The organism is Neisseria chenwenguii (assembly GCF_002216145.1).
Taxonomy (GTDB): domain Bacteria; phylum Pseudomonadota; class Gammaproteobacteria; order Burkholderiales; family Neisseriaceae; genus Neisseria; species Neisseria chenwenguii.
Genome location: NZ_CP022278.1, coordinates 1,493,525 through 1,509,622, shown reverse-complemented (window position 1 = coordinate 1,509,622; position 16,098 = coordinate 1,493,525). Strand labels below are relative to the sequence as shown.

Here is a 16,098-nt window from a genome sequence, read left to right as displayed (position 1 = left end):
CATTTTCACGGACGTCATTCCCGCGCAGGCGGGAATCCACGTTTGATTTTCTGAAACTGTGTTAAAACAAGATATTGGCTGTTTTTAACCGTGGATTCCCGCCTGCGCGGGAATGACGCCCGCTAGGGAATTAACCGTTTCAGACGGCCTTTAAGTGGATGTTTCTGATTTTTGCAACGGTTTGAGGCCGTCTGAAAAAATACTTCTTGCCCAAACAGCATTTTCATTCTTTCAGACGGCCTCAAACCGTCTTACCCGAATATTATATTTTCGTTTTTCAACCAAACTTGACATTTTCTTGCCATGCTTACACTATGCAGACTGTGATTAAGACAAGGGCAACAGCATGAATCCCCACGACCCCTACGCGGATTACCGCGAGCTTACCCTGCGCGGGATGATACTCGGCGCGCTGATTACCGTGGTGTTTACCGCATCCAACGTCTATCTCGGCCTGAAAGTCGGGCTGACGTTTGCCTCGTCGATTCCGGCGGCGGTGATTTCGATGGCGGTTTTGAAGTTTTTCAAAGGCGCGAATATTTTGGAAAACAATATGGTGCAGACCCAAGCCTCGTCGGCGGGTACGCTTTCGACCATTATTTTCGTGCTGCCCGGCCTCCTGATGGCGGGCTATTGGAACGGTTTTCCGTTTTGGCAGACCACGCTTGTCTGTATGGCAGGCGGGATTTTGGGTGTGATTTTCACCATTCCGCTGCGCTATGCGATGGTGGTAAAAAGCGAACTACCCTACCCCGAAGGCGTGGCGGCGGCGGAGATCCTGAAAGTCGGCAGCCATGAGGAAACCGGCACTTGGCAGGGCGGCAGCGGCATCAGGGAAATTGCGGCCGGCGGTTTGCTGGCGGGAGTGGTCAGTTTCTGTACCAACGGCCTGCGCATCGCGGCCGACAGCGCAGGCTATTGGTTTAAGAGCGGCGCGGCCATTTTCCAAATTCCGATGGGCTTTTCGCTGGCACTTTTGGGGGCTGGCTATCTGGTCGGCCTCACCGGCGGCATCGCGATTCTGGTCGGCATTTTCATCGCTTGGGGCGGCGCGGTACCGTATCTTTCGTCGGTGATTCCGCAGCCTGCCGATGCGGATATGACGGCGTTTGCCATGCAGCTTTGGAAAGAAAAAGTACGCTTTATCGGCGCGGGCACCATCGGCATCGCGGCGGTTTGGACGCTGATTACCCTGCTCAAACCGATGGCCGAAGGGATACGCCTGTCGTTCCGCGCGCTGGGCGGCGGCGGTGAGGAAAACATCGAACGCGTGTCGCAGGATTTGTCGCCTAAAGCGATGATTTTGTGGACGCTGGGCATGATGCTGGTGCTGGGCGTAATCTTCTCCCAATTTGTTGCCGATTCCCACCTTTCAGGCGGCATCGCGTGGACGTTGGTGATTGTCTGCACACTGCTGGCTTCGGTTATCGGTTTTCTCGTTGCCGCCGCCTGCGGTTATATGGCAGGTTTGGTCGGTTCATCGTCTAGCCCGATTTCCGGCATCGGCATTGTGTCGGTTGTCATGATTTCGCTGGTATTGCTGCTGGTTGGCGAATCTTCCGGCCTGTTTGCCGACGAAGCCAACCGCAAATTCCTGCTGGCGCTGACGTTATTCAGCGGTTCGGCGGTGATTTCGGTCGCCTCGATTTCCAACGACAACCTGCAGGATTTGAAAACAGGCTATCTGGTCAAAGCCACGCCGTGGCGGCAGCAGGTCGCGCTGATTATCGGCTGTATCGTCGGCGCGCTGGTGATTTCGCCCGTTCTTGAGCTGCTCTACCAAGCCTACGGCTTCACCGGCGCGATGCCGCGCGAAAACATGGACGCATCCCAAGCGCTCGCCGCGCCACAGGCCACGCTGATGACCACCATCGCCAGCGGCATTTTCGACCACAACCTGCAATGGGACTACATCTTTATCGGCATCGCCATCGGCGTTGCGCTGATTATCGTGGACTTCGTATTGAAAAAATCTTCCGGCGCCAAACTCAGCCTGCCCGTACTTGCCGTCGGCATGGGCATCTACCTGCCGCCGTCCGTAAACATGCCGATTGTCGTCGGCGCGGTTTTGGCCACCGTAGTCAAACACCTCATCAGCCACAACCCGCAAAACCGCGAAGGCCGTCTGAAAAACGCCGACCGCATCGGCACGCTGTTTTCCGCCGGCCTGATTGTCGGAGAAAGCCTCGTCGGCGTAGTGATGGCCTTCATCATCGCCCTTTCCGTAACCAACGGCGGTTCCGACGCCCCGCTCGCCCTGAATTTGGAAAACTGGGACACCGCCGCCAAATGGCTGGGCTTGGCGTTTTTCATTACCGGCGCGGTGTGGTTTGCAAAACGGGTTTTGAAAGCGGGTCGTTATAGTAAATAAACCTGATTTGAAGAACACTTTTGGATAACCCGGCCCTACGGCTCCATACGACCGATTTGCTTTGAAGCGGTACCCAAATCGGGGGGATTAACTATAAATCAGGCCGTCTGGAAATCTGAACCAAAAAAGGCCGTCTGAAATTTCAGACGGCCTTTGCTCATCTCAATCTTAGACACGCACGCGGTTGGCTTCGGCTAAAAGCTCGAGCATGGTTTCAGTGGTTTCCCAGCCGATGCAGGCGTCGGTAATACTTTGGCCGTAGGTTTCGGGTTTGTCTTGACGGCCTTCGACCAAATGGCTTTCTACCATTACGCCCATGATGTTGTTTTCGCCGTTTTTGATTTGTGCGGCAACATCTTCGGCCACTTCCATCTGCCGTCTGAAATCTTTGCGGCTGTTAGCGTGGCTGAAATCAACCATGACTTTCGGCGTCAGGCTGGCTTTTTCAAGCTGTTCGGACGCTGCTTTAACGTGTTCCGTGCTGTAATTCGGCTCTTTGCCGCCGCGCAGAATCATATGGCAATCGGGATTGCCACTGGTATGGACAATGGCGGAATGGCCGCTTTTGGTCACGGAAAGGAAATGGTGCGGATGGCTGGCGGCACCGATGGCGTCGATGGCGATTTTAAAGTTACCGTCGGTACCGTTTTTAAAGCCGACCGGGCAGGACAAACCGCTGGCCAGCTCGCGGTGAACCTGGCTTTCGGTCGTGCGCGCGCCGATTGCGCCCCATGAAATCAGGTCGGCGTAATACTGCGGGGTAATCATGTCGAGAAACTCGGTGGACGCGGGCATGCCCATGTTGTTCAGCGTCAGCAGCAGACGGCGGGCTTGACGCAGGCCGAAGTTGATGTCGAACGAGCCGTCAAGATGCGGGTCGTTAATCAGACCTTTCCAGCCGACGGTGGTGCGCGGTTTCTCGAAATAAACGCGCATCACAATCAGCAGCTCTTTTCCGTATTTTTTGCGCAGAGGCAGCAGGCGCTCGGCGTATTCCAGCGCGGCTTTCGGGTCGTGGATGGAACACGGGCCGATGATAACCAGCAGGCGGTTGTCCCTGCCGTGTACCAAATCGGCGATTTCTTTGCGGGTTTGGTGGACAAGCTCGGCGGCTTCGTCACTGATTGGCAGTTCGTACAAATGGGCAATCGGTGGAAGAAGCTCGGTTACGGCTTTGATTTTTACATCATCGGTTTGATAGAGTCGGTTCATTTTTTTTTGCTTTCTCAAAACAGATGGACACAGGGTAACGGCTTTGCAAAACATTAACAAGTTTTTCTGAAAGATTTTTGCAATTTCATTTCAATAAACTTCTTTATACGGTTTTTATGGATTTAAAATTTTTATATTTTTTTATTTTTGGAATAAAATTTCAAACTTATTTTTATTGCACCGGTTCAGAGGAGATCAGTTGTTCACACCTGTTTGAATACGGTTTCATTGCCGGATGCCGTCTGAAACATTTCGGAAGACTGGTTTCATCTTTTCTGTCCTCCCTTTGCTTTCTTATTGCATTCCCCGCACTTTTTTAATTGTATTCCTGCTTTTTTTATCCGTCGCCCTCGTTTCAAAACAATCAGGCCGTCTGAAAACTTTTCAGACGGCCTGCGTATTTCTACAACTTATTTCTTATCGGCAGAATGCTGGCGGCGAAGAATAGCCGGAATCTCGAAATCATCCAAAACAGACTGGTTGCTGAAATCGGATGCAGTCAGATTCATGCTGCGTGTGCCGCGGCCGGAACGTACCAAGCCGTCAACGCTGCTGCTTTGATGTTGCTGCTGCGCGCTGTAACCCGCATCATCACGACCGCTCGCCATTTGCTGCGCACGCGCAGCGGCACGCATTTGCAGGGCACTGCCATTTTCTTTCAAACCGGTAGCAATGATGGTTACGCGGATGGCGTCTTCGGTCATACTGTCATCTTCAGCCGTACCGTATTTGCATTCCGCATCGGGATGAGCGTTTTCATTAACAACTTTCATGATTTCGCGGTATTCCGACATTTTCAAGCAGTCAGGAGCGGTTGTGATGTTGACCAATACGCCGCGCGCGCCATCCAGAGTCACATCGTCCAGCAGCGGGCTGGAAATCGCCTGCTCGGTTGCCAAGCGGGCTCGGTCGATACCTTGCGCATAACCGGAACCCATCATGGCCATGCCTTTGATGCTCATCACGTTTTTCACGTCGGCAAAGTCCAAGTTGATGAAACCCGGGCGGGTAACGACTTCGGAAATACCGGCTACCGCATCGCGCAATACGTTGTCTGCCATGCGGAAAGCTTCGCGCATGGTAACGTCTTCATTGATGAAGAGTTTGTCATTCGGAATCACAATCAGTGAATCCACTTGACCTTTCAACTGCTCCAAGCCTTCTTGGGCAATGTGGACGCGTTTGCCTTCGTAACCAAACGGACGGGTAACGACGGCTACGGTTAAGATGCCCATTTCTTTGGCTACTTCAGCAACAACAGGCGCCGCACCGGTACCCGTACCGCCGCCCATGCCGGTGGTAATGAACAGCATATTCGCGCCGCGGATGGCATCCTCAATGGCTTCGCGGTCTTCATGCGCGGCGGCACGGCCGATTTCAGGATTCGCGCCCGCGCCCAAACCGCGGGTCAGATTAGTGCCCAGTTGGATACGTTTGGTTGCATTGCTTTTGCCCAATGCCTGCGCATCGGTATTGGCACTGATGAATTCGACACCCTGAATGGTGTTTTCAATCATGTTGTTAATTGCGTTGCAACCGCCGCCGCCCAAACCGATTACTTTAATGACCGCAGGGCTTGCGGCTGACTCGGCTACATCGTAAACAAATTCCATTCAAATACTCCCCCGCGCCCTTTTGAGCCGGTCTAAAAAACAAAATAAATTACTGCGCATTATAAAGAAGTATCAGACTGCTGGCAAAACACTTCTTGCAAAGAAGACGGCTGCAACACGCCGTTGCTGCATTTATTAACAAAAAAAATACAGTTTTTACATTTGCAAAAAAGCTCCGAATCCGCCAAGCCCGTATTTCCGGATGACATGATGTCTCGAAAAATACCCATAAGCCGATTCAGAGCTTTTTAAACCGTCGGAATGTTTTCATTATACGCAATTTATCATTTCTGCATACACGAAAATCATACCGCACATTTCCCGGTCTTTACTTAGAAATTATCCTTCAGCCATTTTTGGAATTTTGCCCACAAGCTGACTTTCTCGCCTGTATCGGAAACGTGAACCGCGCCGCTGACCGGTTGGCCGTCTTCTTCGCCGCGCGCAGCTTGAAGCAGGCCAATGGCAGTAGCGTAGCGCGGGTTACGGATGCGTTCGGATACGCCGCCCATTTCCTGCGGAACGCCGATGCGTGCAGGCAGATTGAATACGTCTTCGGCCAGTTCGACGATGCCGGTCAACATGGATGCGCCGCCGGTCAGAACGATGCCGGACGTCAGCACTTCTTCGGGGAAGCCGGAACGGCGCAATTCGTTTAAGGTCAATTCCAAGATTTCCTCTACGCGCGGGCCGATGACGCTGGCCAATACGCGGCGCGAAATTTGGCGCGGCTGGCGGTCGCCGACGCTGGGAACTTCGACCATTTCGTCCAAACCTTCCATCGTCGGAATAGCAACGCCGTAATGGATTTTGATGTATTCGGCGGCACTGTGCGGTGTGCGCAGGGCTTGTGCCAAGTCTTTGGTAATCAGGTCACCGGCCACGGGAATCACGGCGGTGTGGCGGATGGCGCCGTTGGTGTAAACGGCAATGTCGGTAGTGCCGCCGCCGATGTCGATGACGCACACGCCCAAATCTTTTTCGTCTTCAGTCAGTACCGCCTGACCGCTGGCCAAAGGCTGAAGCATGATTTGATCCATCTGCAAACCGCAGCGGTGGATACATTTTTGGATATTTTGCAGCGCGGTATTGGCGCCGGTGATGATATGTACGCGCGTATCCAGGCGCACGCCGCTCATGCCGATAGGCTCTTTCACGCCTGGTTGGTTGTCGATGATGTATTCCTGAACCACGGTATGCAGGATATTGTGATCGGGTGGAATGTTGACCGCTTTGGCAGTTTCAATCGCGCGGTCGATATCCGCCTGACTGACTTCGCCGTCTTTGATTTTGACCACGCCTTGAGAATTGAGGCTGCGGATATGGTTGCCCGCGATACCGGTGGTAACGTGGGAAATTTTGGTATCCGCCATCAGTTCGGCTTCGTTGACCGCCTGTTTAATGGCCTGTGCGGTAGCATCGATATTCGTGACCATACCCGCTTTCAGACCGCGCGACGGCGCCTGTCCCAAGCCGACGATGTGGATTTCGTTGTCTTCCTGCACTTCTCCGATGAGCGCGATAACTTTTGACGTACCGATGTCTAACGCGCTGATGTATTTACCATGTTCCATAAATGACCATTCTTTATTTAAATCGCTGGTTGTATAGTGAATTAAAATAAGAAACCTACAGCGTTGGCTGCGCCTTGTCGTACTACCTGTACTGTCTTCGGCTTGCCGCCTTGTATCTTTCTTATTTTACTTCACTATATTTTCCCTGAACCGTTTTCAGACGGCTCGTCCAAAGGTTTGCTGTACCGCACTGCGAATCCGTCTTTATAACGCATATCCACATAGCTCAGGCGGCTTTGATGTTCGCGCAGCAGGATCGGCCAGATGTCGGCAAACTGTTGCAGGCGCTTGATTTCGTTTTCGCGGCCGAGCCGCACGGTAATGCCGTTATCCAGCACCACCGCCCACGCCGAACGCGGCGTATAAACCAATTCCCGGATTTTCAGGCCGCGCACGCTCAGGATTTTGCCGAAGTCGTGATAATGCTGAACCATGTCTTTGCCCGTACCCGGGCGGCCGTCGAATACCGGCAGCTTGTCTTTCACATCCGCCTGAAACACATTGCCTTCGGTATCGACCAGCCCCGAATCTTTCCAGCGCGCCAGCGGCACGCGTTCGGTCAGCACGATTTCGACCGTATCCGGCAGTCGACGGCGCACCAGCGCGGAATCAATCCACGGCAGCTTTTGAAACGCCGCCTGCGCGCCGTTGACATCGGCACGGAAAATATTGCCGCGCATATATTGCCGGGCAATGGTTTGCAGGGCTTTTGAATCGGCGTGTTTCAGACGGCCTTCAATCGCCACCTTTTTCACCGGAAAGAAATCCGAATGATACAGCCACGCCAAACCCGCACCGGTCAGCATGACCACGACCGCGAGCAGCATCCATCTGGTTAATCGCCCTAAGGCGCCGGCATCATCCCACATGAGCAGTTTTCAAAATTTCAACGCACAAATCGGCAAAACCCACACCCGTCTGCGCCGCAGATTTCGGTACCAGGCTGTGACCCGTCATTCCCGGCAGGGTATTGATTTCCAAAATATAGAGTTTGCCGGCTTCGTCTTTCAAAAAATCCACGCGCGAACAGCCCTGCGCGCCGACGGCATCCGCCGCGCGGACAGCCAGTTCGCGTATCAGCGCTTCGTCATTATCGTTCAAATCCGACGGACATTGGTAAACCGTATCGTCACGGTTGTATTTCGCCTCGTAATCGTAAAACTCGGTGGCTGGAATGATGCGGATGCTCGGCAGCCCTTTGCCGCCCAACACGGGGCAGGAATATTCGCCGCCGCCGATAAAGCGTTCGGCAATGATTTCGCCCTGAAGGTGTTTCAACTCTTCGTAAACCGCTTTCAGACGGCCTGATTCTTTAACTTTGACCACGCCGACGCTGCTGCCTTCTGCGGCGGGTTTGACGAACATCGGCAAACCCAATGACTGCTCGACCGCCTCAAAATCGCTGTCTTCGCGCAACACAGCAAATTCGGGTACGGGCAGACCCAAAGCCTGCCAAATCAGTTTGCAGCGGTATTTGTCCATACCGATAGCGGAAGCCGCCACACCGCTGCCGGTGTAGGGAATACCCAGCAGTTCCAACGCGCCTTGCACCGCGCCGTCTTCGCCGTAGGTGCCGTGCAAGATATTGAAGGCCGTCTGAAAACCCTGTGTTTTCAATTCGCCCAGCGGCGTTTCTTTCGGGTCAAACGGATGGGCATCGACGCCTTTGCTGCGCAAGGCTTCTACGATTGCCGCGCCGCTGTCCAACGAAATTTCGCGTTCGCTGGAAAATCCGCCCATCAATACGGCGACTTTACCAAAATTCTGCATGATTCGGTTTCTTTCCCTGTTTTCAGACGGCCATACTTTTCAGACGGCCTTTCCCTGTTATTGTTTGGATAATTCGACTAAAGTGGCGGGAACACGGTTGATGCTGCCCGCGCCCATATTCAAAACGACGTCGCCGTCCTGCAAAACATTCAACAGCATTTGCGGCAGCTCGGCCACGTTTTCGCAGTAAATCGGCTCTAATTTACCCAACACGCGGATGGCGCGCGCCAAAGCGCGGGCATCCGCGGCGGCAATCGGCTCTTCGCCTGCGGCATAAACTTCGGTCAAAACCAACGCGTCAACGGTGTTCAGCACTTTGGTGAAATCTTCAAACAAATCGCGTGTGCGGGTGTAGCGGTGCGGCTGGAACGCCAATACCAAGCGTTTGTCGGGATACGCACCGCGCGCGGCGGAAAGGGTGGCGGCCATTTCGACGGGATGGTGGCCGTAGTCATCGACCAGCAGCGCCGTTCCGCCGTTGGGCAGTTTGATGTCGCCGTATTTTTGAAAACGGCGGCCGACGCCTTCAAATTCCAGCAGCCCTTTTTGAACCGCCTCGACCGACGCACCCACTTCCAAAGCCACGCCGATGGCAGCCAGCGCATTCAATACATTATGGCGGCCGGGCATATTCAGCACGACGTCAAACGGCTCGCGTGCCTCGCCCTTGCTTTTGACGTGAACGGTAAACTTCATCTGCGCGCCGATGTTTTCCACATCGGTGGCGTAAATATCGGCGCTCCCGTCCAAGCCGTAAGTGGCGTAGGGTTTGCTCACTTTCGGCAGAATGGCGCGGACGTGTTCGCTGTCGATACACAAAAACGCTTTGCCGTAAAACGGCATGCGGTGGATAAAATCAACGAAAGCCTGATGCAGCTTCTCGACGCTGTGGCCGTAGGTATCCATGTGGTCTTCGTCGATATTGGTCACAACCGACATAATCGGCGTCAGATGCAGGAACGACGCGTCGGATTCGTCGGCTTCCGCCACGATGTATTCGCCTTTCCCCAAGCGCGCATTGCTGCCGGCGGCGTTCAATTTACCGCCGATAACGAAGGTCGGATCCAAACCGGCTGCGCCCAAAATCGAGGCGGTCAGGCTGGTGGTCGTAGTTTTACCGTGTGTACCCGCGATGGCGATGCCGTCGCGGAAGCGCATCAGTTCGGCCAACATCAGCGCGCGCGGAATCACGGGAATCTGCTGCGCGAGCGCGGCAACCACTTCAGGGTTTTCACGGCTGACGGCGGTCGAAGTAACGACTACATCGGCGCCGTTGACGTGTTCGGCGGTGTGGCCGGGATAAACCTGAATCCCCAGGCTGCCCAAATGTTCGGTAACGGCGTTTTTCGCCTGATCGGAGCCTGAAACTTTAAAACCGAGATTGTGCAAAACTTCGGCAATGCCGCTCATTCCGACGCCGCCGATGCCGACAAAATGGATATTGCTCACGCGGTTTTTCATCATGACTCCGTATTCCGTAAGAAAATTTAGTGTAAAGCCGTTATTTTAAAGGGCGGCGGCATTCTGCGCCATTGTTTTTATTGTAAAGGAAATATAAAGAATCACCTTGCAAGGCCGTCTGAAAACCGCCCTATCCACTTGCGCCATGCTGTTTTGGTTTTTTCCTCAGCAGACAATGTTCCGCCGAGAAACCGGGAATTATTAAAATAAAATGCCGTTTGTCTAAAAATACTTTTTTGACGGTAAAACAACAAAGGCCGTCTGAAAACCTTTTCCCTTTGCAGAAAAGATTTTCAGACGGCCTTGAATACAACTTACTTCACAACACCGATGGCAATTTCCGCAACATCATCCGCGCTGTCGGGCAAAGCCAGCGTGCGCGCGTTTTCTGCCCATTGCAGGCATTTTTCGCGGGTCAGGCCGTTTAAGACTTCGGCCAGTTTTTCAGCGGTCAGTTGCGGCTGGGGCAGCAGCAGCCCTGCTTCGGCCTGCACCATAAAGCGCGCGTTGGCGGTTTGGTGGTCGTCCACCGCGTGCGGATACGGCACCAGCAGCGCGCCTACGCCCGCAGCGGTCAACTCAGCAATCGTCAGCGCGCCCGCGCGGCAAATCACCAAATCAGCATCGCGGTAGGCGGAAACCATATCGGTGATAAATTCCACGCATTCGGCTTCCACGCCCAGCGCGTCATAATCTGCCTGAAGCGTGCCCAGCTTGTTGCGCCCAGATTGGTGGTACATCTGCGGGCGGCTGTTTTCCGGCAGCAGCGCCAGCGCCTGCGGCAGGGTTTTGTTCAACACATCCGCACCGAGACTTCCGCCCATCACCAAAATTTTCAGACGGCCTTCACGTCCGGCAAAACGCGCCGCAGGCGCGGGCAGGTTGGCAATGTCAGCACGCACGGGATTGCCGACCAAGCCGTCTGAATCGGGAAACGCTTTCGGAAACGCATACAAAACGCGCGCCGCCCAGCGCGAAAGCTGGCGGTTGGACAAACCCGCCACGGCGTTCTGCTCGTGAATCACAATCGGGACGCCCAAAAGTTTCGCCGCCACGCCGCCGGGAAAGGTGACGAAACCGCCGAAACCGATCACACATTCGACGCGGTGTTTCTGGATAATCTGCTGCGCCGCGCGCACGGTTTTGAACAGCGTAAACGGCAGCATCAGCTTGCGTTTCAGACCGTTGCCGCGCACGCCTTTAATCGCCAGCGTTTCCAGCAGAATGTCGTATTGCGGCACGATACGCGTTTCCATCGCGCCCTCGCTGCCCAGCCAAATCACATGATGCCCGCGCGCGCGCAGCGCATCGGCTACCGCCAGCGCGGGGAAAATATGGCCGCCCGTGCCGCCGGCCATCAGCATAAAGGTTTTACCGCCCATGTTTTAATTCTCCACCTGATAACCGCGCATTTTCTGGCGGTTTTCATAATCAATCCGCAGCAGCAGCATCATGCAGACCAGCATCACCAAAACCGCTGAACCGCCGTAAGACATCAGCGGCAGCGTCAGGCCTTTGGTCGGCAGCACGCCGATGTTTACGCCGATGTTGAAAAAACTCTGAATACCGAGCCAGATGCCAATGCCGTTGGCCACATACGCGCTGAAAATCAAATCCAAATCCCGTGCCTGGCGGCCGATGGAAAACGCGCGCAACACCAGCCAGCCGTAGCAGAACACTAAAACGCACATCCCGAGAAAGCCGAACTCCTCACCGATGACGGCGAAAATAAAGTCGGTATGCGCCTCGGGCAGATAAAAGCGTTTTTCCAAACTCGCGCCCAAGCCAACGCCCGTCCACTCGCCGCGCGCAATCGCCATCAACGAATGGGTCAGCTGGTAGCCCTTGCCCAGCGGGTCGGCAAACGGATCCAAAAATGCCGCCACACGCTTCATGCGGTAAGGTGCAGCCACAATCAGAGACGCAAAACCCGCCAGCACCACCGCCACCATTGTGACAAAATACTTCCACGGAAAGCCCGCCAGAAACAGCATGCCCAGCATAATCGCCACGATAACCACAAACGAGCCGAAATCGGGTTGCAGCATAATCAGCATCAAGCCCGCCGCCACCAGCACGGCCGGTTTGATAATCTTCGTTACCGACTGCAACACTTCCGCCTTGCGGGTAAACAGACTCGCCAAATACAGCACCACCGCCAACTTGAACATTTCCGTCGGTTGTAGGTTGACCGGACCGACGTGAATCCAGCGCGTCGCACCGTTAATCTCGCGCCCCACCACCAAAACCAGCAGCAGCATCACGCCGCAGGCCGCAAAAAACCACGGCATGATTTTTTTCCAAGTGTGCATCTTCATCAGCGACAAACCGCCGCACACCGCCACGCTGCCCAAAACAAACAGTGCCTGTTTGGTCAGAAACGAATACTGGTCTCCGCCCTCCGACGCCGCATACGCAATCGATGCGGAATAAATCATCAGCAGGCTGAACGCCGTCATCAACACCACCATCCACAGCAGCGACATATCGATTTTCTGCCCGCTGCGGACAATCGGGCGTTCGAGAAATTTTTTGGATACTTTAATCATATGAAATCTTTGTTACAGCTTGAGCGAAAAATTTTCAGACGGCCTCTGACGGTTCTTCGGCCTCACAAGCCCTCAAACGCCTCGACGAACACTTCCGAGCGATGCGCGTAGCCTTTAAACATATCGAAGCTGGCGCAGGCAGGGCTGAGTAGGACGATGTCGCCGCTTTGCGCTTGTGCAAACGATTTCTGCACCGCTTCTTCCAGCGTCGCGCAATCGGTCATTTCCACACCGCAGCCGTCCAAGTCGCGGCGGATTTGCGGGGCATCGACACCGATCAGCATCACGGCTTTGGCTTTGCCGGCGAGTGCGGCGCGCAGCGGGGTAAAATCCTGCCCTTTGCCCTGTCCGCCCAAAATCACAAACAGCGGGCTTTGCAGGCCGGCGATGGCGGCGGCGGTGGCGCCGACGTTAGTGCCTTTGCTGTCATCGATAAAGACCACGCCGTTTTTCTCACCGATTTTTTCCACGCGGTGCGGCAAACCTTGGAAGGTTTTGACGTGTTCGAGCAGCGCTTGGCGCGGCAGGCCGACGGCTTCGCACAAGGCCAGCGCAGCCAGAACGTTGGCGGCGTTGTGCAGCCCTTGCAGCGGGATTTCGTCCACACCGAGCAGGCCGGTTCCGCCGTTTTTCAGACGGCCTGTCGCGCGGTCGAACCAGTAGTCGGTTTCGCATTCGAGCGAAAACCATTTCACGTCGCGCCCCGCGCGGCGCATGGCGCGGCAGAGCACGTCGTCGGCATTGAGCACCTGCACGCCGCTGCCGCGGAAGATTTTGTCTTTGACGCGGGCGTAGTCGAGCAGGTCGTCGTAGCGGTCGAGATGGTCTTCGGAAATGTTGAGCACCGTAGCGGCATCGGGGTGTAGGCTTTCGGTGTTTTCAAGCTGGAAGCTCGACAGTTCGAGCACCCACACGTCGGCGGGCTTGCCGCCGCGCTGCAACTCGGCTTCCAAAACGGGCGTACCGATGTTGCCCGCGATCACGGCGTCCAAACCGCATTTGATGCAGAGATAGCCGACCAGACTTGTGACCGTGGTTTTGCCGTTGCTGCCAGTAATGGCGATGACTTTGTCGCCGCGCTCGTTCAACACGCCCGCGAGGATTTCGATGTCGCCGACGACTTTGCCGCCGTTTGCCTTAAATTCGGCAATATCGGGCTGGCGCTCGGAAATGCCCGGGCTGATGGCCAAAACGTCGAAACCGCTATCCAATGCATCTTTCAGACGGCCTGTGTAAAACACCAGCCCGTCAAACAGCCTGCCGATCTGCGAAACGCGCTCGGATTTCAGCTCCGCATCGTAGGCCACCACTTCCGCGCCTGCCTTGCGCAGAAACGCAATCATGGAAACGCCCGTACCGCCGAGTCCGGCGACTAAGATTTTTTTGTTTTGCCAGTTCATGGTTGTTGTCTTTTGCATTTGAACATTTACAAGTCAGGTAAGATATTTGTAACTCTGATAAGATCAGTAATAACTAAAAGCTCTAACAACATCATAAATAATGGAATCAAGAAAGAAATTGTATGTAAATTCCAAAATTTCTTAAAATAATAAAGACTAAAAATTCTTTTACACAACTTTTTATCTTCAAATTGATAAATAAGATAATCCAAATCAGTATGTTGTTCAGATGATGAAACTATACGATGGTATTCTTTCTGATACTGTTTTAATTCATCCTCTGAAAATTCAACTATATCATTGCCATTACCACCGTCTTTAACCTTATTTTCCTTTTTTAATCTCAACTTCTTAACAAAAGCTCTTAACTGTCCACCACAATCTTGCAATTTATAAATCCTTAAATCATACCCCGCCATAGAAATAATTACCGAGTACACCAAAGTAGCAACTGCTAAGAATATTTGAAATATATTCAAAAATTCATTACTAAATTTATGCGGGTGAGGATAATGAGTTGCCCATAGTGGTATAAAAATTAATCCTAATGACAACATAGTTGTTACGCAAAATGTAAGCAACTTAAACTTTGTAAGTCTTGTAGCAGCTCCATATTTACAATTTGCCGTAGTTCTAGCTGAATACAACAATTGTTCAAAAGCCGAATGCTTTATGCTTTTTATCACTTCCCTTATTATCCAATTGATTTCCCTGACAATTTCAAGATACTTCAAACAAGTAAAAACCGGTTTCCCGTAGGGTGGGTTTAAACCCACCATTCCCCATGCCGTCTGAAACAGCAGGTTCACACCCACCCTATCCCAGCTTTTCAGACGGCCTCTGTTTTTCAGACAGGCATTATCGGATTTTCAGCGTGCTCAGCCCCACCAGTACCAGCACAATCGTGATAATCCAAAACCGCACCACCACCTGCGTTTCCTTCCAGCCTTTCTGCTCGTAGTGGTGGTGGATGGGCGCCATCAGGAAGATGCGTTTTTTCGTGCGTTTGTACCAGCCCACCTGCAACATTACCGATATGGCTTCGACCACAAACAGGCCGCCCATAATCACCAACACGAATTCCTGACGGATAATCACGGCCACCGTGCCCAGCGCCGCGCCCAGCGCCAATGCGCCGACGTCACCCATAAACACTTGTGCAGGATAGGCGTTGAACCACAAAAATCCCAAACACGCGCCGCACATGGCGGTACAGAACACTACCACTTCGTTGGCGCCGCTGACATAAGGCAGTTGCAGGTAGCGGGCAAATTCGGAGTGGCCGCTGGCGTAGGCGAAAATCGCCAGCCCTGCCGCCACCAAGACCACTGGAAACGCCGCCAGACCGTCCAAACCGTCGGTGAGGTTGACGGCGTTGGAGGTTCCGACGATGGTGAGGTAGCTCAGTACCAAAAAGCCGAAAAAGCCCAAGGGCAGCGCGATTTGCTTGAAAAACGGCACGATTAAAATATCGTTGGCGCTGCTGCTGGCAAGGAAAAACAAGGCCAGACCCGCGCCGAGCGCGACGGCGGTCTGCCATGCCATTTTGAAGCGGGCGGAAACGCCGTTGGGATCTTTATAGACCACTTTGCGCCAGTCGTCGTAAAAGCCGAGCGCACCCGTTGCCAGCAAAACGGCCAGCAGAATCCAGATATACGGGTTCGCCCAGTTGCCCCACAACAGCGTGGACACAGCGATTGCGGTCAGAATCAGCGAGCCGCCCATGGTCGGCGTACCGTTTTTCACCAAATGGGTTTGCGGCCCGTCGTGGCGCACGGCCTGGCCGACTTTCAGCTCGGTGAGCTTGCGGATGGTCCACGGCCCCAGCAAGAGCGAGAAAACCAGCGCCGTCAGCGCCGACATCACCGCGCGGAACGTGGTGTATTGAAAGACGTTCAGCGCAGAAAACCAGTCGCTGAAATGGGCGAGCCATAAAAACATGGGATGCTTCCTTTTATTTTTTAAAATCACAGCGCAAGGCCGTCTGAAAAAACGGGGGTGTGCGTATGTTTTGTTATGTTTTCAGACGGCATCTGCGCCCCGAAAGGCCTTATGCCGTCTGAAAACGGATTAATCTGACATTATAAAGCCGAGTCATTGACAACAAAACGGATTTTTCAACAAAAAACCGTTTTACCCCGCCCGAAT

General features: G+C 53.7%; 12 protein-coding genes. 1 reads left to right on the top strand and 11 read right to left on the bottom strand.

All coding sequences use genetic code 11. From position 1 onward, the window contains the following. Positions 1-346 precede the first annotated feature (346 nt). Positions 347-2,371 carry an OPT family oligopeptide transporter gene (locus BG910_RS07445; RefSeq protein ID WP_089036294.1) on the top strand — a complete coding sequence of 675 codons (2,025 nt, stop codon included), beginning with the start codon at positions 347-349 and terminating at the stop codon, positions 2,369-2,371. Positions 2,372-2,539: 168 nt separating this feature from the next. On the opposite strand, the gene aroG is transcribed toward BG910_RS07445, so the two are convergent. The 11 genes from aroG to mraY all read right to left on the bottom strand — a co-directional run bounded on the left by aroG (position 2,540) and on the right by mraY (position 15,891). Continuing rightward, positions 2,540-3,583, bottom strand: a complete 1,044-nt coding sequence (gene aroG / locus BG910_RS07440) for a 3-deoxy-7-phosphoheptulonate synthase AroG (RefSeq protein ID WP_089036293.1) — start codon at positions 3,581-3,583, stop codon at positions 2,540-2,542. A 410-nt stretch (positions 3,584-3,993) separates the two neighbouring features. Then, complete coding sequence (gene ftsZ, locus BG910_RS07435) at positions 3,994-5,196, bottom strand: cell division protein FtsZ (protein ID WP_089036292.1); 1,203 nt, start codon at positions 5,194-5,196, stop codon at positions 3,994-3,996. Between the two features lie 332 nt (positions 5,197-5,528). Further along, positions 5,529-6,770: a cell division protein FtsA gene (ftsA, locus tag BG910_RS07430; RefSeq protein ID WP_089036291.1), complete on the bottom strand. Its 1,242-nt coding sequence runs from the start codon at positions 6,768-6,770 to the stop codon at positions 5,529-5,531. Between the two features lie 134 nt (positions 6,771-6,904). Beyond that, positions 6,905-7,639 (bottom strand): cell division protein FtsQ/DivIB, encoded by a 735-nt coding sequence (locus tag BG910_RS07425; protein WP_089036290.1) that lies wholly within the window; start codon positions 7,637-7,639, stop codon positions 6,905-6,907. Next, positions 7,629-8,540, bottom strand: a complete 912-nt coding sequence (locus BG910_RS07420) for a D-alanine--D-alanine ligase (protein WP_089036289.1) — start codon at positions 8,538-8,540, stop codon at positions 7,629-7,631. Before BG910_RS07420 ends, BG910_RS07425 begins: the two co-directional genes overlap by 11 nt. 57 nt (positions 8,541-8,597) lie before the next feature. Further along, positions 8,598-10,004, bottom strand: coding sequence for a UDP-N-acetylmuramate--L-alanine ligase (gene murC, locus BG910_RS07415; protein WP_198344768.1), 1,407 nt, complete (start codon positions 10,002-10,004; stop codon positions 8,598-8,600). A 311-nt stretch (positions 10,005-10,315) separates the two neighbouring features. After that, positions 10,316-11,383, bottom strand: a complete 1,068-nt coding sequence (gene murG / locus BG910_RS07410; RefSeq protein ID WP_089036288.1) for an undecaprenyldiphospho-muramoylpentapeptide beta-N-acetylglucosaminyltransferase — start codon at positions 11,381-11,383, stop codon at positions 10,316-10,318. A 3-nt stretch (positions 11,384-11,386) separates the two neighbouring features. Further along, positions 11,387-12,550, bottom strand: coding sequence for a putative lipid II flippase FtsW (gene ftsW, locus BG910_RS07405; RefSeq protein ID WP_089036287.1), 1,164 nt, complete (start codon positions 12,548-12,550; stop codon positions 11,387-11,389). Between the two features lie 62 nt (positions 12,551-12,612). Further along, positions 12,613-13,950: a UDP-N-acetylmuramoyl-L-alanine--D-glutamate ligase gene (gene murD / locus BG910_RS07400; protein ID WP_089036286.1), complete on the bottom strand. Its 1,338-nt coding sequence runs from the start codon at positions 13,948-13,950 to the stop codon at positions 12,613-12,615. Positions 13,951-13,976: 26 nt separating this feature from the next. Continuing rightward, a complete protein-coding gene (locus BG910_RS07395; protein WP_089036285.1) occupies positions 13,977-14,729 on the bottom strand; it encodes an SLATT domain-containing protein in 753 nt (250 codons plus the stop codon). 79 nt (positions 14,730-14,808) lie between these two features. After that, positions 14,809-15,891 carry a phospho-N-acetylmuramoyl-pentapeptide-transferase gene (gene mraY / locus BG910_RS07390; protein ID WP_089036284.1) on the bottom strand — a complete coding sequence of 361 codons (1,083 nt, stop codon included), beginning with the start codon at positions 15,889-15,891 and terminating at the stop codon, positions 14,809-14,811. Positions 15,892-16,098 lie beyond the last annotated feature (207 nt).

Coding starts and splice junctions, on each gene's coding strand:
- BG910_RS07445 (WP_089036294.1), top strand. CDS start 347: ATGAATCCCCACGACCCCTACGCGGATTACCGCGAGCTTACCCTGCGC.
- aroG (WP_089036293.1), bottom strand. CDS start 3,583: ATGAACCGACTCTATCAAACCGATGATGTAAAAATCAAAGCCGTAACC.
- ftsZ (WP_089036292.1), bottom strand. CDS start 5,196: ATGGAATTTGTTTACGATGTAGCCGAGTCAGCCGCAAGCCCTGCGGTC.
- ftsA (WP_089036291.1), bottom strand. CDS start 6,770: ATGGAACATGGTAAATACATCAGCGCGTTAGACATCGGTACGTCAAAA.
- BG910_RS07425 (WP_089036290.1), bottom strand. CDS start 7,639: ATGTGGGATGATGCCGGCGCCTTAGGGCGATTAACCAGATGGATGCTG.
- BG910_RS07420 (WP_089036289.1), bottom strand. CDS start 8,540: ATGCAGAATTTTGGTAAAGTCGCCGTATTGATGGGCGGATTTTCCAGC.
- murC (WP_198344768.1), bottom strand. CDS start 10,004: ATGATGAAAAACCGCGTGAGCAATATCCATTTTGTCGGCATCGGCGGC.
- murG (WP_089036288.1), bottom strand. CDS start 11,383: ATGGGCGGTAAAACCTTTATGCTGATGGCCGGCGGCACGGGCGGCCAT.
- ftsW (WP_089036287.1), bottom strand. CDS start 12,550: ATGATTAAAGTATCCAAAAAATTTCTCGAACGCCCGATTGTCCGCAGC.
- murD (WP_089036286.1), bottom strand. CDS start 13,950: ATGAACTGGCAAAACAAAAAAATCTTAGTCGCCGGACTCGGCGGTACG.
- BG910_RS07395 (WP_089036285.1), bottom strand. CDS start 14,729: ATGGTGGGTTTAAACCCACCCTACGGGAAACCGGTTTTTACTTGTTTG.
- mraY (WP_089036284.1), bottom strand. CDS start 15,891: ATGTTTTTATGGCTCGCCCATTTCAGCGACTGGTTTTCTGCGCTGAAC.